At 71.9% G+C, this 18,315-nt stretch carries 22 protein-coding genes; 10 read left to right on the top strand and 12 right to left on the bottom strand.

Annotated features, from left to right (window positions below):
• Positions 1-18: 18 nt before the first annotated feature.
• The 4 genes from JI751_RS20020 (at position 19) to JI751_RS20005 (ending at position 2,053) form a co-directional block, all read left to right on the top strand.
• Positions 19-681, top strand: a complete 663-nt coding sequence (locus tag JI751_RS20020; protein ID WP_201940562.1) for a TetR/AcrR family transcriptional regulator — start codon at positions 19-21, stop codon at positions 679-681.
• Entirely contained in the window at positions 678-1,103 is a 426-nt protein-coding gene (locus JI751_RS20015; RefSeq protein ID WP_201940560.1) for a hypothetical protein, read from the top strand. Before JI751_RS20020 ends, JI751_RS20015 begins: the two co-directional genes overlap by 4 nt.
• Positions 1,104-1,157: 54 nt before the next feature.
• A complete protein-coding gene (locus tag JI751_RS20010) occupies positions 1,158-1,535 on the top strand; it encodes a response regulator transcription factor (protein ID WP_201940558.1) in 378 nt (125 codons plus the stop codon).
• 179 nt (positions 1,536-1,714) lie between these two features.
• Positions 1,715-2,053 (top strand): hypothetical protein, encoded by a 339-nt coding sequence (locus JI751_RS20005; protein ID WP_201940556.1) that lies wholly within the window; start codon positions 1,715-1,717, stop codon positions 2,051-2,053.
• A 238-nt stretch (positions 2,054-2,291) separates the two neighbouring features.
• Here the strand turns inward: JI751_RS20005 and JI751_RS20000 are convergent, their stop codons facing one another.
• Positions 2,292-3,086 (bottom strand): hypothetical protein, encoded by a 795-nt coding sequence (locus tag JI751_RS20000; RefSeq protein ID WP_201940554.1) that lies wholly within the window; start codon positions 3,084-3,086, stop codon positions 2,292-2,294.
• A 42-nt stretch (positions 3,087-3,128) separates the two neighbouring features.
• The gene (locus JI751_RS19995) at positions 3,129-4,034 is read right to left on the bottom strand and encodes a DMT family transporter (RefSeq protein ID WP_201940552.1); all 906 of its coding nucleotides are present in this window, start codon (positions 4,032-4,034) and stop codon (positions 3,129-3,131) included.
• A 52-nt stretch (positions 4,035-4,086) separates the two neighbouring features.
• Here JI751_RS19995 and JI751_RS19990 point away from each other — a divergent pair, with 52 nt between their 5' ends.
• Positions 4,087-4,662, top strand: coding sequence for a TetR/AcrR family transcriptional regulator (locus JI751_RS19990; protein WP_201940550.1), 576 nt, complete (start codon positions 4,087-4,089; stop codon positions 4,660-4,662).
• A 16-nt stretch (positions 4,663-4,678) separates the two neighbouring features.
• Here JI751_RS19990 and JI751_RS19985 read toward each other — a convergent pair whose 3' ends face one another.
• From JI751_RS19985 to JI751_RS19965, 5 genes are read right to left on the bottom strand one after another with little or no spacing between them, the layout of a single operon-like run.
• Positions 4,679-5,422, bottom strand: a complete 744-nt coding sequence (locus JI751_RS19985) for an SDR family oxidoreductase (RefSeq protein WP_201940547.1) — start codon at positions 5,420-5,422, stop codon at positions 4,679-4,681.
• Between the two features lie 10 nt (positions 5,423-5,432).
• Positions 5,433-6,101, bottom strand: coding sequence for a histidine phosphatase family protein (locus JI751_RS19980; protein ID WP_201940545.1), 669 nt, complete (start codon positions 6,099-6,101; stop codon positions 5,433-5,435).
• Positions 6,098-7,180, bottom strand: coding sequence for a phosphotransferase family protein (locus JI751_RS21295; RefSeq protein WP_201940543.1), 1,083 nt, complete (start codon positions 7,178-7,180; stop codon positions 6,098-6,100). The genes JI751_RS19980 and JI751_RS21295 overlap by 4 nt, the downstream gene beginning before the upstream one ends.
• Complete coding sequence (locus JI751_RS19970) at positions 7,177-7,941, bottom strand: SDR family NAD(P)-dependent oxidoreductase (protein WP_201940542.1); 765 nt, start codon at positions 7,939-7,941, stop codon at positions 7,177-7,179. Before JI751_RS19970 ends, JI751_RS21295 begins: the two co-directional genes overlap by 4 nt.
• On the bottom strand, positions 7,938-9,191 hold the full coding sequence (locus JI751_RS19965) for an acyl-CoA dehydrogenase family protein (RefSeq protein WP_201940540.1): 1,254 nt from the start codon (positions 9,189-9,191) through the stop codon (positions 7,938-7,940). The genes JI751_RS19970 and JI751_RS19965 overlap by 4 nt, the downstream gene beginning before the upstream one ends.
• A gap of 40 nt (positions 9,192-9,231) precedes the next feature.
• Between JI751_RS19965 and JI751_RS19960 the strand changes: the two genes are divergently transcribed.
• Entirely contained in the window at positions 9,232-9,819 is a 588-nt protein-coding gene (locus JI751_RS19960) for a TetR/AcrR family transcriptional regulator (protein ID WP_201940538.1), read from the top strand.
• 6 nt (positions 9,820-9,825) lie between these two features.
• Here JI751_RS19960 and JI751_RS19955 read toward each other — a convergent pair whose 3' ends face one another.
• Positions 9,826-11,367: an MXAN_6640 family putative metalloprotease gene (locus JI751_RS19955; protein WP_201940536.1), complete on the bottom strand. Its 1,542-nt coding sequence runs from the start codon at positions 11,365-11,367 to the stop codon at positions 9,826-9,828.
• A gap of 47 nt (positions 11,368-11,414) precedes the next feature.
• Positions 11,415-11,810 (bottom strand): FAD synthase family protein, encoded by a 396-nt coding sequence (locus tag JI751_RS19950; protein WP_129477089.1) that lies wholly within the window; start codon positions 11,808-11,810, stop codon positions 11,415-11,417.
• 26 nt (positions 11,811-11,836) lie between these two features.
• Here JI751_RS19950 and JI751_RS19945 point away from each other — a divergent pair, with 26 nt between their 5' ends.
• Positions 11,837-13,108, top strand: a complete 1,272-nt coding sequence (locus JI751_RS19945; protein WP_201940534.1) for a DUF445 domain-containing protein — start codon at positions 11,837-11,839, stop codon at positions 13,106-13,108.
• Between the two features lie 6 nt (positions 13,109-13,114).
• On the opposite strand, the gene JI751_RS22040 is transcribed toward JI751_RS19945, so the two are convergent.
• Positions 13,115-14,311, bottom strand: coding sequence for a phospholipase D-like domain-containing protein (locus JI751_RS22040; RefSeq protein ID WP_201940532.1), 1,197 nt, complete (start codon positions 14,309-14,311; stop codon positions 13,115-13,117).
• A 36-nt stretch (positions 14,312-14,347) separates the two neighbouring features.
• Between JI751_RS22040 and JI751_RS19935 the strand changes: the two genes are divergently transcribed.
• Positions 14,348-14,602 (top strand): RNA-binding S4 domain-containing protein, encoded by a 255-nt coding sequence (locus tag JI751_RS19935; protein WP_201940530.1) that lies wholly within the window; start codon positions 14,348-14,350, stop codon positions 14,600-14,602.
• Between the two features lie 15 nt (positions 14,603-14,617).
• Here JI751_RS19935 and JI751_RS19930 read toward each other — a convergent pair whose 3' ends face one another.
• Both JI751_RS19930 and JI751_RS19925 read right to left on the bottom strand, forming a co-directional pair.
• The gene (locus JI751_RS19930; RefSeq protein WP_201940528.1) at positions 14,618-15,427 is read right to left on the bottom strand and encodes a hypothetical protein; all 810 of its coding nucleotides are present in this window, start codon (positions 15,425-15,427) and stop codon (positions 14,618-14,620) included.
• Complete coding sequence (locus JI751_RS19925) at positions 15,424-16,320, bottom strand: ABC transporter ATP-binding protein (RefSeq protein ID WP_201940526.1); 897 nt, start codon at positions 16,318-16,320, stop codon at positions 15,424-15,426. The genes JI751_RS19930 and JI751_RS19925 overlap by 4 nt, the downstream gene beginning before the upstream one ends.
• A gap of 138 nt (positions 16,321-16,458) precedes the next feature.
• Here JI751_RS19925 and JI751_RS19920 point away from each other — a divergent pair, with 138 nt between their 5' ends.
• Together JI751_RS19920 and JI751_RS19915 are read left to right on the top strand one after the other, a co-directional pair.
• Positions 16,459-17,643, top strand: a complete 1,185-nt coding sequence (locus JI751_RS19920) for a sensor histidine kinase (RefSeq protein ID WP_201940525.1) — start codon at positions 16,459-16,461, stop codon at positions 17,641-17,643.
• Positions 17,640-18,314, top strand: a complete 675-nt coding sequence (locus JI751_RS19915) for a response regulator transcription factor (RefSeq protein WP_307814407.1) — start codon at positions 17,640-17,642, stop codon at positions 18,312-18,314. Before JI751_RS19920 ends, JI751_RS19915 begins: the two co-directional genes overlap by 4 nt.
• Position 18,315 lies beyond the last annotated feature (1 nt).

The following is an 18,315-nucleotide window of genomic DNA, read 5'->3' as shown; positions in this document are numbered from 1 at the left end:
AAATGTAAGGTAGGCCTCGTGCCAGCCGAGGTCAAGAGGTCCTACCGCTCTGTCCGTCGCGCGGAGCAGGCCGCTGCCACCCAGCTGGCCGTGCTCCGCGCCGCCCGCGAGCACTTCACGAGCGTCGGCTACGCCGCGACGGGCGTCGCCGACATCGCCCGAGCTGCAGGGGTCAACACCGACACCGTCTACCGCGCGGTGGGGCGGAAACCGCAGCTGCTGCTCGCCGTGATCGACATGGAGCTCGCGGGGTCCGACCGTCCGGTCGAGGCGGAGCAGCGCGACTACGTCCGGGCGATCCTGGCCGCCGACGGGGCCCGGCTCAAGCTGACGACGTACGCCGACGCGCTGGGCCGGGTGATGCCGCGCGTCGCACCGCTCTTCGACGCGCTCGCCCAGGCCGCGGTGACCGAGCCCGGCTGCGCCGCCGTGCGCGACGAGATCGGCGCTCGCCGGCGCGCCCACATGCTCACCATGGCGCTCGACCTGCGGGCGACGGGCGACCTGCGCGACGACCTCGACGACGACGAGGTGGCCGACCTGCTCTGGACGACCAACGCGCCGGAGTACTACGCCCTCGCCGTCGCCCGCGGCTGGTCGCCGCCGACGTACGCCGAGCGGCTGGGTGACCTCTGGACCCGCCTGCTGCTCGCGGACCCGCAGGTAGCCTCGGTCCCGTGAGGACATCCGTCGTGGCGATCACGCTCGTGCTCGCGGGCCTGGCCGGCGGGTGCACGGGCACCGATGCGCCGCGCAGCGGCGAGGCGACCCCGAGCGCGACCTCGACGCCCGAGGTGCCCGTCGTCGACAGCCCGGCGTGCGACGAGGTGCGGGCCGGCATCGATGCCTTCAACCTCGGCGACTTCGACAGCACCGTCGAGCACTTCGAGGCCGCGGTCCCGCTGGCCGAGGAGCAGGACGACGGCTCGGAGGAGGCGGGCGACCTCGTCGAGGCCGTCCACTACTACGCCGAGCTGGAGGCGGAGGAGTACCCGCAGGCGTCCCGGTCGTCGCCGCAGTTCGCGAAGTACAAGGCCATCACGCTCGGCCACTGCGTGGCCGCGGACGACGGATCGACCGACGATCCAGGCACCGACGTCTAGCCAGTTTTACCGTTTTGTGTATTTCGGGAAGACAGTCTGTGTACCTTCCCTCGTGTGGCCTTCACTGTGCTCGTCGTCGAGGACGACCCGGACCTGGTGCATGTCATGTCCTCCGCCCTCGGCCGCGCTGGTCACGACGTGCTGGTGGCCGCTACGGGCGCCCGCGCGCTGGAGGTCGTGCAGTCGTACGTCGTGCACGTGGTGGTGACCGACCGTGGGCTGCCTGACGTGGACGGCACGCAGGCGATCGCGCAGATGCGCGAGCTGGGCTACCGCGGCGCCGTGCTCGTCACGAGCGGCCATGCCGGGCCGGAGCACGAGGCAGCGTGCCGGGCGGCGGGCGCCGACGCGGTCCTGGGCAAGCCGTTCCGGCTGGCCGAGCTGGTGCAGCGGGTGGTCGACCTGGCCGGTGGCCGCGAGCTCGTCGCCTGAGCAAGTCCTCCGAGTCGCCCGGAACTGACCTTCCGGGCAGATCCCTGTCTGGACCGGCAAAACGCGACGGAACTCGTCCGATCGCTGGGTGGCGGGGTCCGGTCGGCCGGGCGCACGATCGTCTGGTCGGTACGTCCGTCATGACGACGGCCGACGGCCATCGAATCGGGAGGAAGCACATGAGTCGCTTGATCAGGATCTCGGCCGTCGCGGCTGGCGTGGTCCTGGCCACCGCCGGCGCCGCGAGCGCCGGGGAGGTCAACGGAAAGGGCAAGGACATCCCCGCGCCGGAGCACGCCGCCTCGGAGTGCGTGTTCTCGGGCCTGGACACGCTCGACAGCGTCGAGCAGAACCCGCTGCCCGAGCTGGACGACGACGCCCTCGCCGTGCGCGGCAACCAGAGCCCGGGCGGGATGGACCGCTACCACGGCGTCCAGAACTACGGGATCTTCGTCAAGGCCGGGCTCAAGGAGTTCCTGCCCTCGCCGGGACAGGCCTGCAACCCCAGCGCCGGCTGAGAATCCTGACCCGCAACGTCATGCGGTCGGGGCGAACGGTCGCCCCGTCCGTATGACGTCGTCGTGCCTCAGGGCGTGAAGACCGGACCGTTCACACCGCCTTCACAACAAGGGACGGCGCAGTCCCCGGTCGGTCGGGCGGGCGGCGCATCATGGACGCAATGCCCCTACCGCAGCACACGCTCGGTGAGCTAGGCCCGGGCGCTTCGGAAGCGGGCGCCCGGGCCGACACCTGCGGTCAGCTGTCCTCCAGCTCGGCCCACGGCACCTGCACGGCGTAGCGGTCCGCGACGTCCCGCACGGCCGGAGCGGCGCGGACGCCGGTCACCTTCTCGCTCATGGCCTGGGCGACTGCTGCCCAGCCGGCAGTCTCGACCATGGGCCCGCTCGGATCGGACCACGCGAGCCTGGCGAGGTCGCTGACCTCGGGCGGGATCTCGTCGAGGCTGTCGACGAACGCGTACTCGACGGCATCGAAGACGACCTCGCCGTCACGCGCGTAACCGAAGCGCGTCATCGCCTCGACGTTGTCGGTGGCCACCGCGCTGACGCCACCACCCTCCGACAGGGCAGCGAGGACTCGCGCCGGCGGATCGGCGAAGCCGGTGTCCTCCCACGCGACCACGCCGTCGCCCACCTGCAGGAAGGCGTAGGCCGACTCGTCGAAACGCATGCGCCGCAGCTCCGCCTCGGAGGCGGGCTGGGCGCCGGGCCCGAGCAGGCGCTCGCGGGCCTCGGCCACGGTCAGTGGGGCCGCCACGATCCAGGTGCCTTCGTCGAAGGCGCCGCTGCGGTGGCCGTCCGTGTAGTGGTCGACGAGCGACCTGTCCTCCTGCGAGAGCGCAGCGAGGTTGGCGTCGAGCTCCGTGCGGTCGAGCTCGGGCGGCGTGTAGGTGCTCGGGGTCTGGCTCGGGGTGGGCGCCTCGGACGTCGACTCCTGGGCGGCGCCGGGGTCCTCCTGGCCACAGCCCGCCACGCCCAGCGATCCGACCAGCAGCACCACTGCGCACGCGCGCCGTCCCCCCGAGAGCATCGCCCCAGTGTCGTCGACGTGTGGCGGTGGGGGAAGGGCCGGTCAGCGTCGTGATGCGGACGTGGGACACGGCGCGCTGGAGTCCTGCGCGTCCGGTCGGCGAAGGCCCACGACGGCCGCCACCCCCGCCGCCGCGACCAGGAACCCGATGGCGGCGTGGACGGTGATCGGCTCGTCGAACATCACCCACGCCCAGACGGCTGCGGTCGCGGGAGTGAGGTAGAGCCAGGCGCTCACGACGACCGGGCCCGATGTCCGCAACACGTAGAGGTAGCTGCCGTAGCCACCGAAGACCGGCAGGACCACGAGCCAGGCGATGGCCCACCAGAAGTCGGCGTCACGCGGTGGTGCGGCAGTCCCGGTCGCGAGGGCGACGGCCGCGAAGAAGCCGAGGGCGACGACGTACTGGACGGCGAGCGAGTCCATCACGCCGTGCCCGGGCGGCTCGGGCCAGTGGCTCGCGACGAGGGTCGCCGCCGTCAGGCTGAGGGTGCCGAGGCCGACCGCCGTGAGCCCGGCAGTGCCTCCGGTGGCGCCGAGGTCACCGCCGACGACGAGCAGCACCCCGGCCAGTCCGGTCAGCAGCCCCAGCGCCTGGCGCCGGTCGGTCCGGCCACCCGATCCGACCCACAGCGCCGCCGCGACCAACGGAGGCTGCAGCGAGGCCACGAGCGCCGAGGTCCCGGCCAGCACGCCGAGGTCCGCAGCCCGGTAGACGCCCAGGCAGTAGCCGGCCTGGCCGAGGATCCCGATCACGGCCTCGCGCGCGAGGAAGCGGGCGCCGTACCGACGGCGGGTCCACACGGCCCACGCGCACAGCGGCACGACTGCCACGACGTAGCGCCACAGGAGCGTCGTCTCCGCGGGGGCGGACCGGGCGGCGAGGGTCGCGCCGACGAAGCCCGAGCTCCACAGGACGACGAGTGCGATCGGGACGAGACGGGTCACGCCTCGACATAACCATACCGGTCTGTATACTCGCAGTGTCCTGAGGAGGAAGATGTGCGCGACCGTTCGCAACCCCCACACCCCTGCCGGTGCCCGCATCCTCGACACCGCGAGCGCGCTGTTCTACGAGCGCGGCATCCGGGCCGTCGGCGTCGACCTGATCGCCGACGAGGCCGGCACGACCAAGAAGACCCTCTACGACCGGTTCGGGTCGAAGGACGAGCTGGTCGCCGCCTACCTCGCCCGCCGTGCCGAACGCTGGATCGCCTTCCTCACCGACTACCTGGCGGAGCACGCGCCGGAGCCCGGCCCGCAGCGCGTGCTGGCCGTGATGGACGCCCTCAAGGAGCGGATGAGTGGCCAGGACCGGGGTTGCGCCTTCGTCAACGCGTTCGCCGAGCTCGGCGGCACGGACCACCCCGGCAACGCCGTCATCCGCGAGGACAAGCACTACATGCGCTCGCTCTTCATCCGCCTGGTCGGTGAGGCAGGCATCCCCGATCCCGCGGCGGTCGGCGCCCACGCGCACCTGCTCTACGAGGGCGCCATCGTCGCTCGGACCGCGGGTGGTCTGGAGGGGGCGTACGACGAGGCCCGCGCGGCGATGGCCCGCCTGCTGGCCGCGTAGGTCGTCGAGACGGTCGTCAGCTCATCCGGCGCAGCACCCCGACGGGCACCCGCTTGACGACGAAGCCCAGCGGAACCCAGGGCCACGCCGGGACGACCGCGGAGGTCTTCCCCTTCTCGATGGCCTCCACCATCGATCGCACCCCGCGCTCGGTCGAGGTCATCAGCGGCGTCTTCGCGGAGGTGCCGGACATCTCGGAGACGATGTATCCGGGGTAGAGCACGGTCACCGTGATCGGGGTGCCGTGCACGTCGGCGCGGAAGCCCTCGGCGAGGTGGGCGACGGCAGCCTTGGTGGCGGCGTACGTCGTGATGTTCTTCGGCATCCCGCGCAGCGCGGAGAAGCTGGAGACCATCACGAGCTGGCCGGCGTCCTGGCGGCGGAAGATCGCGGCAGCGGCCTCGGTCTGGGCGAGCGCACCGATGAAGTTGGTCTGCGCCGTGGCGAGGTTGGCGTCGAAGCGGCCGGTGCCGAGCGGCTGGCCCTTGCCGAGGCCGGCGTTGACGACGACCTTGTCGAGCCCACCGAGCTCCTCGGCGAACTCGTCGAAGACCCGGAACACCGCGTCGTGGTCGTTCACGTCGAGCGCCTTGACCGCGACCCGCGCCGAGGGGTGCGCGGCGGTGATCTCGTCACGCAGCGAGTCGAGGCGGTCCGTACGACGCGCGCACAGGGCCAGGTCGTAGCCGAGGTCGGCGAACTGACGGGCCATCTCGGCGCCGAGTCCGCTGCTCGCGCCGGTGATCAGGATCGAGGGCATCGGGGGAGTCCTAGCGATAGGTGAGCAGGTCGGGGGAGAGGTGGTCGTGGGCGTTGAAGGCGACGAGCGTGGTCCCGCGACGGCCGCGGACGATCGTCGAGGTGCCGGTGTTGATCGACACCGGGTTGAGCCGGAGCCACAGGTCGGTGCGCGCGGGGTCCGACGCAGCGAGGAGCGCGGCCGCGACCCACGCGATCGCGCCACCGCTGGTCAGCACGACGGCGGTGCCCTTGGCCGGTAGGTCGGCGACGAGGCGGTCGAGGGCCGCGTCGACGCGCGAGGTGAAGGAGACGAACGACTCGTCGTACGCCTCGTCGTGACCGGCCGTGGTCCAGCGCCGGGTCGCCTCCTCGAACCACCGCTGGAAGGCCGCCGCCTCCGACTCGCCCTCCGCGGCCTCGGGGGAGTCGTGCACCCCGAGCACCTGGAGGTGGTCGAACTCGTTCCACCCGGCGTCGACCGCGACGTCCGCGGACCAGCCGGCACCCTCCAGCAGGGAGGAGGCCGTCTGTGCGTGGCGGCGCATCTCGCCGGCGACGACGAGCTCGGGCGTGACCCCGCGCGCGGCGAGGGCCGCACCGAGGACGCGTGACTGCTCGTGGCCGGTGGGGGAGAGGTCGTCGTAGTCGGCCGCGCCGAACGACGCCTGTCCGTGCCGGACGAGGAGGATCGAGCTCACGCAGCATCCCCCGCGATGAGTCCGTCCAGCCGGCGGCCGATGATCTGCACCGCAGGCCCGAAGAGGGCGTACATCTCGTTGGTCGTCTGGCCGTGGAAGTAGCGGTAGTAGATCTGCTGGGCGATCACGGCCATCCGGAAGAGCCCGAAGACCTCGTAGAAGCGCCACTGCCCGGGTGTCACCGTGCGACCGGTGCGCTCGGCGTACGCCGCCACGAACTCGTCGCGGGTCAGCATCCCGGGCAGGTGCGTCGGCACCCGGCGCATCATCTGGAACTCCTCGGTGTCGTCGGCCTGCACCCAGTAGGCCATCGACCCGGCGAGGTCCATCAGCGGGTCGCCGAGGGTCGCCATCTCCCAGTCGAGGACGCCGACCACGCGGGTCGCGTCGTCACCCGAGAGCACGAGGTTGTCCAGCTTGAAGTCGTTGTGGATCACGCAGATCGCCACGTCGTCGGGCTGGTGCTCGTCGAGCCACGCCATCACGGTCTCGAGGTCGGGGACGTCCTCGGTGCGGGCGTTGCGGTAGCGCGTCGACCAGCCCTCGACCTGGCGGCGTACGTAGCCGAGGCCCTTGCCGAGCTCGGCGAGGCCGGCGGCGGCCGGGTCGATGCCGTGCAGCTCGGCCAGCACGTCGACCGCGTCGAGGCAGAGTGCGCGCGCCTGCTCCGGCGAGAGCGGCACGTCGGCCGGCCACTCGCTGCGCGGGATGGTGCCGACGATCCGGTCCATCGCGTAGAAGTCGCCGCCGACCACGTCGGGGTCGTCGCAGAAGGCGACCATCGGGGCGACGTAGTCGAAGACCGGGGCGAGCGCCGACTGGATGACGTACTCCCGGTGCATGTCGTGGGCACCCCTGGCCTTGGTCCCGGAGGGCGCGCGTCGCACGATGAGGTCACGGCCCGACGGGTAGCGCAGCAGGTAGGTCAGGTTGGACGCGCCGCCCGTGAACTGCTGCACCGTCGGCTCACCGGCCAGCCCCTCGGGCGTGGCGGCGTTGGCCTGCAGCCACGCCGCCACCCGCGCGACGTCGAAGGCGTCCTCCTCGCGCACCTCGCGGGCGCCCGGCACGGCGGTCACGACGACGCTCCGGCCTCGAGCTTCGCCGCCTGGTCCCGCATCACCGCGTCGTAGGCGGGTCGGTCGGCCCACTTGAGGAAGTACGCCTGGCGCGCGGGCTCGTCGGGCACGATCACGTCCTCGCCCGCGTCCATCCCGGCCAGCACCGCGGCGGCGATGTCGTCGGCGGTGATCCGCGAGCGCTCGACCAGCCCGGCGACGACGTGGCCGATCGCCTCGTCGCTGCCCTGCATCGAGTCCATCAGGTTGGTGCGGAAGTAGGACGGGCACACCACGCTCGCCCGGATGCCGTACGACGCCAGCTCGTGGCCGCAGGTCTCGGTGAACGCCACCACTGCGGCCTTCACCGCGTTGTAGGAGCCCATCCCGCCCGGGTGGACGAGGCCGGCGAGCGAGGCGACGTTGACGAGGTGGCCGGAGCGCTGCTCCTTGAGCATCGGCACGAACGTCCTCGTGCCGCGCACCAGGCCGAAGAGGTTGATGTCGGTGATCCACTGCCACTCCTCGAGCGTGCAGCGGTCGACCCGGCCGCCGCCGGCCACGCCGGCGTTGTTGACCAGGACGTCGAGCCCGCCCCAGCGCTCCCGTACGGCGTCGAGGGCCGCGGCCCAGTCGTCGTCCGAGGTGATGTCGAGGACGAGGTCGATGCCGTCAGCCGCCACGCGGTCGGTCGCGAGCACCTCGTCGCCGCGGGCCCGGAAGGCGGCGGTGAGGGCCGCACCGAGCCCGGATGCGGCGCCGGTGACCAGGACGGTGCTCACGAGGTGTACTTCCCGAGCTCGATCTTCGCGATCACGTTGCGGTGCACCTCGTCGGGCCCGTCGGCAAGGCGCAGCGACCGGGCACCGACCCACGCGTTGGCGAGCGGGAAGTCGTCGGACATGCCGCCGCCGCCGTGCAGCTGGATGGCCATGTCGATCACGTCGAGCGCCATGTTGGGCACCTCGACCTTGATCTCGGACACGGCGGAGTAGGCCTCGCGGCTCATGCCCTGGTCGAGCAGCCACGCCGCGTGCATCACCAGCAGGCGGGAGCGGTTGATCGCGATGCGCGCGTCGGCGATGCGCTCGCGGTTGCCCCCGAGGTTGGCGATCGGCTTGCCGAAGGCGGTGCGCGACACCGCGCGGGTGCACGCCAGCTCGAGCGCGCGCTCGGCGAGCCCGATCGCGCGCATGCAGTGGTGGACGCGGCCCGGTCCGAGCCGGCCCTGGGCGATCTCGAAGGCGCGACCGGGGCCGAGCAGGACGTTGGCGACCGGCACCCGGACGTCGGTGAACGACACCTCGCCGTGGCCCAGGGGCTCGTCGTAGTAGCCCATCGTGGTGAGCATCCGCTCGACCTTCACTCCGGCGGCGTCGCGCGGCACGAGCACCATCGTGTGCCGCGAGTGCCGGTCAGCGTCGGGGTCGGAGAGCCCCATGAAGACGAAGATCCTGCAGTCGGGGTTGCCGACGCCGGTGGACCACCACTTGCGCCCGTTGATGACGACCTCGTCGCCCTCGATGCGCGCGGTCGCCGCCATGTTGGTCGCGTCGGAGGACGCGACGGCCGGCTCGGTCATGCAGAAGGCGCTGCGGATCTCCGCGCGCAGCAGGGGCTCCAGCCACTCGGCCCGCTGCTCGGCGGTGCCGTAGCGCAGCAGCACCTCCATGTTGCCGGTGTCGGGCGCGTTGGAGTTGAAGACGAGCGGGGCCAGGAAGGAGCGTCCCATCACCTCGGCGACAGCCGCGTAGTCGACGTTGGTCAGCCCCTCGCCGCCGTCGGTGCCGAAGTCGGCGGCGTACGACCCCGCGTGCTCGGCGGGCAGGAAGAGGTTCCACAGGCCCTGCGCGCGCGCCTTGGCCTGGAGCTCGGCGATCACCGGGTCGGGCGTCCAGTTGTCGCCGCCGCTCTCGCGCAGCCGGGTGATCCGATGGTGCGCCTCGGCCTCGATCGGCTCGATCTCCGTGGTGACGAACGCGTGGACGCGCTCGCGCAGGTCGGCGGCGCGCGGGGAGAGGGAGAATTCCATGCCATTGACCTTCGCACACTGTTGAGCAATGCTCAACAGTGTGTCAGCCCCCGCCGCACGACGACGACTGAGCGCCGACGACCGGCGCCGGCAGCTGGTCGCGATCGGCCTGGCCAAGATCGTCGAGACGCCCATCCAGGACCTCGCGCTGGACGACGTGGCGGCGGAGGCGGGGATCTCGCGCGGGCTGCTCTTCCACTACTTCCCGACCAAGACCGACTTCTACCTCGCCTGCATCGCCGCGGCTGGTCGCCGGATGCTGCGCACGACGGCGCCGGACGAGGACCTGCCGGGGGAGCAGCAGGTCGAGATGATCACCCGGCTGATGGTCGAACAGATCGAGCGCCGCCGCGACTTCTACCTCGCGCTCGTGCACGGCCACGGCGTCGCGGACCCGCGTGTCAGCGAGGTGATGGAGTCGGTGCGCGACGGCAGCACCGCCCGGGTCGTGGCGGCACTCGACGTGCCGGAGCGCCAGCGCGACGTCGTACGCGCGTGGTGGGCCTACACCGAGGACCGGGCGCTCAGCTGGTCGGCGGTGCCGACCGGCGAACGCCCGGTCCAGGTGTCGGAGCTGGTCGAGGAGTGCGTCGCCGCGCTCCACGCCCTGCTGGCGCTGAAGCAGTGAGGCGCCCTACTTCTTGGTGACGCGACCCGTCACGCTGAAGCGGAGCTTGTCGTCGATCGCCCTGCCCTGGCAGGCCAGCAGCGTGCCGCGGCCGCAGCTGAAGCGCGTCGAGCCGTTGACGAGCGACACGGACACCGCAGCCACCTTGCGGCGGTCGAATGCCACGCGGGTCCTGCCGTTGCCGGCGTGGTTGAGCCGGACCATGCGGACCTGGCGCTCACCGCCGCGCAGGTGCACCACGACGACCGCGGACGGCGACGTGCGCTTGGCGGGCCCGTCGACGGCGACCGACAGCTTCCACTTCCGGCCCGAGAGGCCCCGGCCCGGGACGTAGAGGTAGGACGCGGAGGCGAGGTGGTTGACCGACCGCGAGAAGCGCTTGGTCCCCTTGTGCTTGCTCAGCCGCTTGCCGTTGACGAGCTTCGGGTAGGGATAGTCGGCGCCCTCGGGGTAGTTGACGGCCGGCGTGAGGTTGCCGGCGACGAACGACGCGTAGACCTTCTTCAGCCCGCCCTTCCTCTTCAGGATCTTCTGCAGGGCGGTGATGCTGTACTTGCCGCCGTCCTTCTTCAACGACCCGGCCTGCTGCCAGGCCTTCTGGACGATGTCGATGCCGTACTTGGTCGACAGGTACTCCCAGAACACCCAGTTGCCGTACTGGAAGCTCCGGCTGTTGCTGAAGGTGTCGAGCGGGACGTAGGGAGCGTAGAGCTGGCTCTCCCCGAGGTACTGGCGGTTGTCGTTGACGTCGGTGGCGATGCGCTCCTCCATCCACGTCGCCGTCGACTCCGCCATCCACGGGTCCTCGCCGTAGTCATAGGCGAACTGGACCGCGTGGAAGAACTCGTGCCCGGCAGTGACGAGGAGGTTCTGCTCCGGCGTCGCGTCCGGGAACTGCTCGACCCGGAAGTCGTTGTCGAGCACGCAGTAGCCCGACGCGGTGCGCTTCTTGACGCGCTTCTCCGGCACGCAGTAGCCGTAGAGGCCGTTGCCGAGGTCCTTGAGGTAGACGTCGAAGAGCGGGCTGCCGCCGCGCACGCCGTCGGTCAGCGGCGCACGGTAGCCGAGCTGGTCGACGATCGTGGTCCACACCGAGTCCACCACCGCCAGGCTCTGGCCCGGCCACTCGGGCGTCGGCGGCGCGTCGGTGCCGGTGGCGACGTAGTGCACGCAGAGGCGCGTGTTGCAGACCGGCGCCGCCTCGGGGACCGTGTAGCCGAACTTCTCCGGGTCGGCCGCACCGTCGGACGGGCGGGCCAGCAGCGCGCCGGCCGCCTGTCGGTCGTTGCCACGGAGCTCGGACTTGCGTCGCCACAGGTCGCGCAGCGCCATCGTCATGTCCGGGTCGCGCGGCAGCGCGTTGCCGCGCGCCACGCGTCGCGCGGTGGCGAGGGCGCCCCGTGCCGTCTGCTCGCCGGGGACGGTCCACGCCTGCGCGGACCCCGCCTCCGGCCGGCCGGGCCGGGAGTCGTCGGTGGCGACGGCGGGCGCGGCGAGCGCCCCGCCCATCAGAGCCACCGCGACGGCAGTGGTGACGATTCGGCGCATGGTTCCCCTCGTGGTCGACATCTCGCAGCGACCCTAACGCGCCGGGGTCAGAGGTCCGCTATGTGCTCGATGATCGCCGTGGTGGAGATGGCCGGCGTCCGCTCGAGGTAGACGACCTCGCAGACGTCACCCAGCTCGTCGAACTTGCCGGCCCAGTCGTCGCCCATCACCAGCACGTCGGCGCCGTGCTCGACGACGTAGTCGCGCTTGAGCTCCAGGCTCTCCTCGACGAAGACCTCGTCGACGACCTTGAGGGCACCCACGATCGCGAGCCGCTCACGCTGGCTGAAGATCGGGGCGCGGCCCTTCTTGCGCTCGTTGAGCGCGTCGGCCGAGACGCCGACCACCAGGCGGTCGCCCAGGGCGGCAGCGCGCTCCAGCACGCGCAGGTGCCCGACGTGGAAGACGTCGAACGTGCCGAAGGTGATCACGGTGCGAGGCATGCGCGGCATTCTGGCACGCTGGCGGTATGTCCCAGCCGCAGCCCACCATCTCCCTCATCACGCCCGACCCGGGCGCGGACGAGGCCCGGCGGCGCGGCCTGCGCCAGATGCGTACGGTCGCGGTCGGCCTGCTGCTGCTCGCCGCCTGCGTGTACGTCGCCACGCTGGGGCGCGACGGCTTCTGGGGCTTCGTCAACGCGGGCGCCGAGGCGTCGATGGTCGGCGCGATCGCCGACTGGTTCGCCGTCACCGCGCTCTTCAAGCACCCGCTGGGCCTGCCGATCCCGCACACGGCGCTGATCCCGCGCCGCAAGGACGAGCTCGGCAAGGGCCTCGAGGAGTTCGTCGGCGAGAACTTCCTCCAGGAGGCGGTGATCCGCGAGCGGGTCGCGGCGGCGACGATCTCCGCCCGGGTCGGTGACTGGCTCAGCGACCCGGCCAACGCCCGCCGGGTGGTCGACGAGGTCTCCGACGTGGCGGCCATCGCGCTGGGCAACGTGCGCGACGACCACATCGCCGACCTGGTCACCGAGGCGTTCGTGCCGCGGTTCCGGGAGGAGCCGATCTCACCGCTGCTCGGCACCACGCTGATGGAGGTCCTGCGCGACGACCTGCACCACGGCGTCGTCGACCTCGTCGTCGAGGAGATGCACCGCTGGCTGGTCGACAACCCCGACACGTTCGCGCGGGTCCTCGGCGAGCGTGCCCCGTGGTGGGCGCCGCCCAAGCTCAACGACGCCGTCACCACGCGCATCCACTTCGAGGCGGTCCAGTGGGTCGAGGATATCCGCGACGACCCCCACCACCGCGCGCGCGAGGCGCTCGACTCGATGCTCGGCCAGCTCGCCCACGACCTGCTCAACGACCGCGAGACGATGGACCGCGCCGAGGGGTTCAAGAACCGGCTGCTCGAGCACCCGCAGGTCGTGACCACCGCGATCTCGCTGTGGAAGGCGATGCGGTCCGCGCTGCTCGGCTCGGTCCGCGACCCCGAGGGCGCCGTACGCCGTCGTCTGCTCGAGGAGCTCAACCTGTTCTCCGGCCGGCTGCGCGAGGACGCCGGCCTCCGCGAGCGGCTCGACCGCACCGCCGCCGATGTCGCCGTCTTCATGATCGCGCGCTACGGCGCCGAGCTGACCACCGTCATCACGCACACCATCGAGCGCTGGGACGGCAAGGAGGCCGCCCGCCGCATCGAGCTGCACGTCGGCCGCGACCTGCAGTTCATCCGGATCAACGGCACCATCGTCGGCGGGCTGGTCGGCGTGGTGATCCACGCGGTGAGCCTGGTGGTCTGAGAGCCGCTACCGACGGCAGGGCTTCATCACGGGCATGACGCGTGACCTCCCCTGGAAGCCGTGCGCGAACGCGTCGTCGAAGTGCGCGAGGTACTGGTCGTGCAGCCACCGGTTGCCGATGATGCGCACCATCACCTCGTCGTTGTAGAGCAGGCCGCCGCAGGTGGTGTTGGACGTCCCGGTCACGACGAGGTCGCGCACCTTGCCCCGGAAGCCCGCATGCGCGACGAGCATCTTGTCGTGGGTGAGCACGGTCTTCACGCGGTTGTCCGGGATGTCGCCGGTCGGCTGCGGCGACTCCATCCAGTTCTCCACCGTGTCGCGCGAGGTGACGATCCGGACCTTGCAGCCCGCCTTCGACAGCCGCGCCAGCTGACGGCGTACGTCGTCGCGCTGGATGACCGCGAACATCGCCGAGACCCGCGACCCCTTCGGGCAGGAGAGGTCCTTCAGCGTGGACAGCAGCAGGTCGGTGCGGGTGGGGTAGACGGCCGCGGTGACCGGTCCGTCGGACCAGACCTTGTCCTTGTCGGACCAGCGCGTCCCGCCGGCCTTCGTGCTCTGCGCCTCGAGCCGCGCGAAGTAGTCGAGGCCGAAGGCGTAGAGGCCGGGGTCGTCGATCTTGAGCATCGAGTTGTACTGCCGGTACTGCCGGTCCTCGAGGTTCGCCGAGGACGTGATGAAGGACTGCACGCCGCCGATCTCGGTCAGGTAGAACTTCAGGTGCTGCACGTCCTGGCTGTCGGGGTAGGGGCCGGGCGCGCGCCACGGCAGGCAGGCGCCGTCGCAGATGGTGACGTTCTTCCGGTCCGGGTCCTGCTCCTCCAGGCCCGCGATCAGCCGGCGACCGTGGCGGTTGAGCCGGAGGTCGTCGTCGCCGACGAGGTAGACGACCGCGCCCCGCCGCTGGGCGGCGAGGAGCGCGTCGGTCGGCGGCTTGATGTCCCAGCGGAACATCGCGACCCGGATCGTGTCGCCCGGACCGGCCGAGTCGAAGAGCGTGCTCGCCCGGCCGAGGACCGTCGGGTCGGCAGGCACCGTCGGGGGAGAGGTGAAGCAGACCTCGACCCCGGAGTCGGCGAAGCACCCGGACTTCCCGCGGGCCGCGGCCGTCTCGCCGGCGGCTGTCGTGGTGGACGTGCTCAGCAGCGCCAGCCCCAGGAGGCCGGCAGCGAGCAGGGTGATCCAGCGTCGAGTCCGCACGGTCAGCCACCCTAGGCGAACTGGTTGACTGGACCCATGACCCCCGGACCCGAGCCCGTCGACGTATCGATCCGTGACGAGTCGATCCGGCTCGGGCAGTTCCTCAAGCTCGCCAACCTCGTCGAGTCCGGGGCCGAGGCCAAGCCGGTGATCGCCGACGGCGGCGTCCTGGTCAACGGGGAGGTCGAGACGCGCCGGGGCCGCCAGCTCGCCCCCGGCGACGTGGTCACCATGGGCGGGCAGGCGGCCCGGGTCGCCACCGGAGAGGTCGAGATCGACGTCCCCTGGTGACCGGCTGGATGAGGGCTACTTCACCTCGCGGTGCAGGACCCGCCAGGTGCCGATGGCCAGGGGCAGCAGCACCCAGACCGCGGCGGACGTCGCGAGGCGTGCCCAGTCCTGGCCGGCCATCTCGCCCTCGAAGAGCGGGCCCGTGACGGTGTCGAGGTTGAGCCACCGGCCGACGTCCTGGAGCGACGTGATGGCCGTCGTGGCGATCGACCAGACGGTCGGGAGCACCAGCACCGAGACGATGGCGACCGGGGTGTTGAGGAACAGCAGCCCGAACGCCACGCCCTGCAGCACGTAGACCAGCAGCGCGAGGACGGTGCCCCCGGCGATGGCCGCGGTCATGTCCCACTCGCCGGTGCCGCCGGTGACGTTGGCGAGCGCCGACGCGGCGACGGCCGCGGCCAGCACCACGACGGCGAGGCTGAGGGCGCCGAGGGCCTTGGCCAGCACGACGCGTCCGCGTCGTGGCTCGAGGACGAAGGTCACCAGCCCGGTGCGCTGCGACCACTCGGCGGTGGCGGCCATCACGCCGATGATCGGCAGGAGCATCGCGAGCGGCAGTGTCGCGAGGCCGAGCAGGCCGCGGAAGGACGCGTCCTCGGCTGGACCCCAGATGACGAAGCCGGCGAGGATGAGGGCCGCCGCGGCGGCCATCACGATGACCATCCAGCGCCCGGAGCGGGTGTCGACCATCTTGCGCAGCTCCGCACGGTACGTCCGCGAGAACGGCACGCCGGGCTGGCCGGCCAGCGGCGTCGGCGTCGGTGCGGCGGCGCGGCCGCCGACGACGGGTGTGGTGTCGGTGCCCAACGAGGTGGTGCTCATGCTGCGTCTCCTTCGCGCGAGGTGGCGGCCGTGAGGCCGAGGAACATCTCTTCGAGGCCTTCGGAGCCCCCGGACCGCAGCTCGAGGAGCACGACCCGCTCGTCGGCGGCGATCCGCCCGACCACACCGGGCTCGGCGTCCACGACGAGCCCCGATCCGATCTTCGTGACCGGGACGTCCGCGCGCTCGAGGAGGGAGGCGAGGCGTACGTCGTCGGTGGAGCGCACCGTCGTGCCGCCGCGGCTGAGCAGCTCCTCCTTGGAGCCCATCGCCACGATGCGGCCGCGGCCGATCATCACCAGGTCGTCGGCCACGATCTGCACCTCGTGGAGCAGGTGGCTCGACAGCAGCACGGTGCCGCCGCCGTCGGCGAAGCGCCGCAGCAGCCCGCGCATCCAGTGGATGCCCTGCGGGTCGAGGCCGTTGGCCGGCTCGTCCAGGATCAGGACCTGCGGCTCGCCCAGCAGGGCGGCGGCGATGCCGAGCCGCTGGCGCATGCCGAGGGAGTAGTTGCGGACCCGGCGGCCCGCCTCCTCCTCGGTGAGCCCGACGAGGCCGAGCACCTCGTCGACGCGCGCCTTCGACACCCCGATGGAGACCGCGGCGACGCGCAGCACCTCGCGACCCGTACGACCCGGGTGCTGCGCCGACGCGTCGAGCATGACGCCGACCTGGCGGCCGGGGTTGTGGACCTCGCGGTAGGTCTGTCCGAGGAGAGTGGCCCGGCCGGAGGTGGGCGGCGTGAGGCCGGTCATCATCCGCATCGCGGTCGACTTGCCGGCGCCGTTAGGCCCGAGGAAGCCGACGACGCTGCCGGGACGCACCTCGAAGGAGATGTCGTCCACGGCGGTGAAGCCGCCGTAGCGCTTGGTGAGGTTCTCGATGGTGATCATGGCTCCAGCCTGCGCGGGCCGAGCGGCCCGGACATCGGGCTCCGGGCTCGGCCGGGTCCACCCCAGGTATCGACCCGCGGAGCAGGACGACACCTTGGTCGGACGTCCCGTCGGACCTTCCGGACCTACGCTCGTGGCATGAGCGACCCGGACTGGCCCGCCCAGCGCAGCGGGCGTCTCGCGGTCGCCTGGCGCTACGGGCTGGCGGTGCTCATCAGCCTGGTCGTCTGGGGCTCACCTCTCATCAGCGCCGGCGAGCGGGAGACCGACGCGAGGCTGATGTGGTTCCTGGTCGGCGACCCGATCCTGGGACTGGTGTCGTTCGGGCTGATCCGCTGGCGGCACCGGCGCCCGGTGCTGGTCGCTGGCCTCCTGACCGCCTTCTCCTTCGTCTCCGCCACCGCGTCCGGCCCGGCCTCGTGGATCATCGGTTCCCTGGCTGCGCGCCGGCGGTGGCGGCTGGTCGCCGTCATCGGGCTGCTCAACGTCCTCGCCGGCGTCGTGCTCGAGCGGATCGGCATCGGCGACGACGCCCTGCCGCTGTGGGTGTCGGCAGCCTTCGGCTTCCTCGTCGTCGGCATCCTCGTCGCCACCGGCTACGCGATGTCCTCGCAGCGCCAGCTCGTCGACTCCTACCGTGACCGGGCGCTGACCGCCGAGCGCGAGCAGGTCGCCCGCGTGGCCCAGGCGCGGGCGGCCGAGCGCACCCGGATCGCGCGCGAGATGCACGACGTGCTCGCCCACCGGATCTCGCTCGTGGCGATGAACGCCGGGACGCTGAGCTATCGCACCGACCTGTCGGACGACGAGCGCACCGCCGCGGCCCGCTCGATCGAGGACAACGCCCAGCGCGCGCTGAGCGACCTCCGGGCGCTGCTGGGCGTGCTGCGTGACCCGATGCAACCGGTCGACGGGACGCCGGAGCGACCGCAGCCCGGCATCGACGACATCGCCGGGCTGGTGGCCGAGGAGGCGGCCGGCGGGATGCGCGTACGCCTCTCGAACCGGGTCGCGGACGAGGTGCCGGCGGCCACCGGTCGTACGGCCTTCCGGATCGTGCAGGAGGCGCTGACCAACGTCCGCAAGCACGCGACCGGGACGGCCGTGACCGTCGACCTCGCGGGCACCCCGGACGACGGGCTCGTGATCGCCGTACGGAACGCGGCGCCCGTGGGCCCGGTGGCACGGCCCGCCCTCCCCGCGTCGGGTCTGGGCCTGATCGGCCTCGCCGAGCGCGCCGAGCTGGCCGGCGGCCGGATCACCCACGGGGTCGACGGCACCGGCGGCTACGCCGTACGGGCGTGGATACCGTGGACCTCGTGAGCATCTCCACCCCGATCTCGCTGGCCGTGGTCGACGACGACCCGATGGTCCGGGCCGCCCTCGGGATGATGCTCGGCGGCAGCTCGGGCATCAGCGTCGTCGCCGAGGCGGAGAACGGCGAGGAGGCGCTGCGCGTGGTCCCCGCGTCCGGTGCCGACGTGGTGCTGATGGACATCCGGATGCCCGTGCGCGACGGTCTCAGCGCGACCGAGGAGCTGCTGCGCTCCCACCCCGACCTGAAGATCATCGTGCTGACGACCTTCGACACCGACGACATGGTGCTCCGGGCGCTGCGGACCGGCGCGGCAGGCTTCCTGCTCAAGGACACCAAGCCGGCGCGGCTGGTCGAGGCGATCCGCACCGTCGCGGCCGGGGAGCCGATGCTGTCGCCGAGCGTGACCGCGCAGCTGATCGCCGCGGTCACCCGCGACGACCCGGGACCGGGCACCGACGACCGCGCCCGCGCTGCCCGGGAGGCCCTCGCGGGCCTCACCGAGCGCGAGCGGGACGTGGCCGACGGGGTCGCCCGCGGGCTGAGCAACGCCGAGGTGGCCGCCGAGCTCTTCATGGGCGTGCCGACGGTGAAGACGCACGTCGGGCGGATCTTCGCCAAGCTGGGCGTCGAGAACCGGGTGCAGGTCGCGATCCTGGTCCACGACGCCCAGGCCTAGG

The sequence above is a fragment of the Nocardioides baculatus genome (genome assembly GCF_016735675.1).
GTDB lineage: Bacteria > Actinomycetota > Actinomycetes > Propionibacteriales > Nocardioidaceae > Nocardioides > Nocardioides baculatus.
The sequence above is the reverse complement of the archived record's forward strand: the minus strand, read 5'-3'. Positions and strand labels throughout refer to the sequence as shown.

Excerpts from the sequence above, each read along its gene's own strand:
- JI751_RS20005 (WP_201940556.1), top strand. The coding sequence starts at position 1,715 with ATGAGTCGCTTGATCAGGATCTCGGCCGTCGCGGCTGGCGTGGTCCTG.
- JI751_RS20000 (WP_201940554.1), bottom strand. The coding sequence starts at position 3,086 with ATGCTCTCGGGGGGACGGCGCGCGTGCGCAGTGGTGCTGCTGGTCGGA.
- JI751_RS19990 (WP_201940550.1), top strand. The coding sequence starts at position 4,087 with ATGTGCGCGACCGTTCGCAACCCCCACACCCCTGCCGGTGCCCGCATC.
- JI751_RS19985 (WP_201940547.1), bottom strand. The coding sequence starts at position 5,422 with ATGCCCTCGATCCTGATCACCGGCGCGAGCAGCGGACTCGGCGCCGAG.
- JI751_RS19965 (WP_201940540.1), bottom strand. The coding sequence starts at position 9,191 with ATGGAATTCTCCCTCTCCCCGCGCGCCGCCGACCTGCGCGAGCGCGTC.
- JI751_RS19955 (WP_201940536.1), bottom strand. The coding sequence starts at position 11,367 with ATGCGCCGAATCGTCACCACTGCCGTCGCGGTGGCTCTGATGGGCGGG.
- JI751_RS19950 (WP_129477089.1), bottom strand. The coding sequence starts at position 11,810 with ATGCCTCGCACCGTGATCACCTTCGGCACGTTCGACGTCTTCCACGTC.
- JI751_RS19945 (WP_201940534.1), top strand. The coding sequence starts at position 11,837 with ATGTCCCAGCCGCAGCCCACCATCTCCCTCATCACGCCCGACCCGGGC.
- JI751_RS19935 (WP_201940530.1), top strand. The coding sequence starts at position 14,348 with ATGACCCCCGGACCCGAGCCCGTCGACGTATCGATCCGTGACGAGTCG.
- JI751_RS19930 (WP_201940528.1), bottom strand. The coding sequence starts at position 15,427 with ATGAGCACCACCTCGTTGGGCACCGACACCACACCCGTCGTCGGCGGC.
- JI751_RS19925 (WP_201940526.1), bottom strand. The coding sequence starts at position 16,320 with ATGATCACCATCGAGAACCTCACCAAGCGCTACGGCGGCTTCACCGCC.
- JI751_RS19920 (WP_201940525.1), top strand. The coding sequence starts at position 16,459 with ATGAGCGACCCGGACTGGCCCGCCCAGCGCAGCGGGCGTCTCGCGGTC.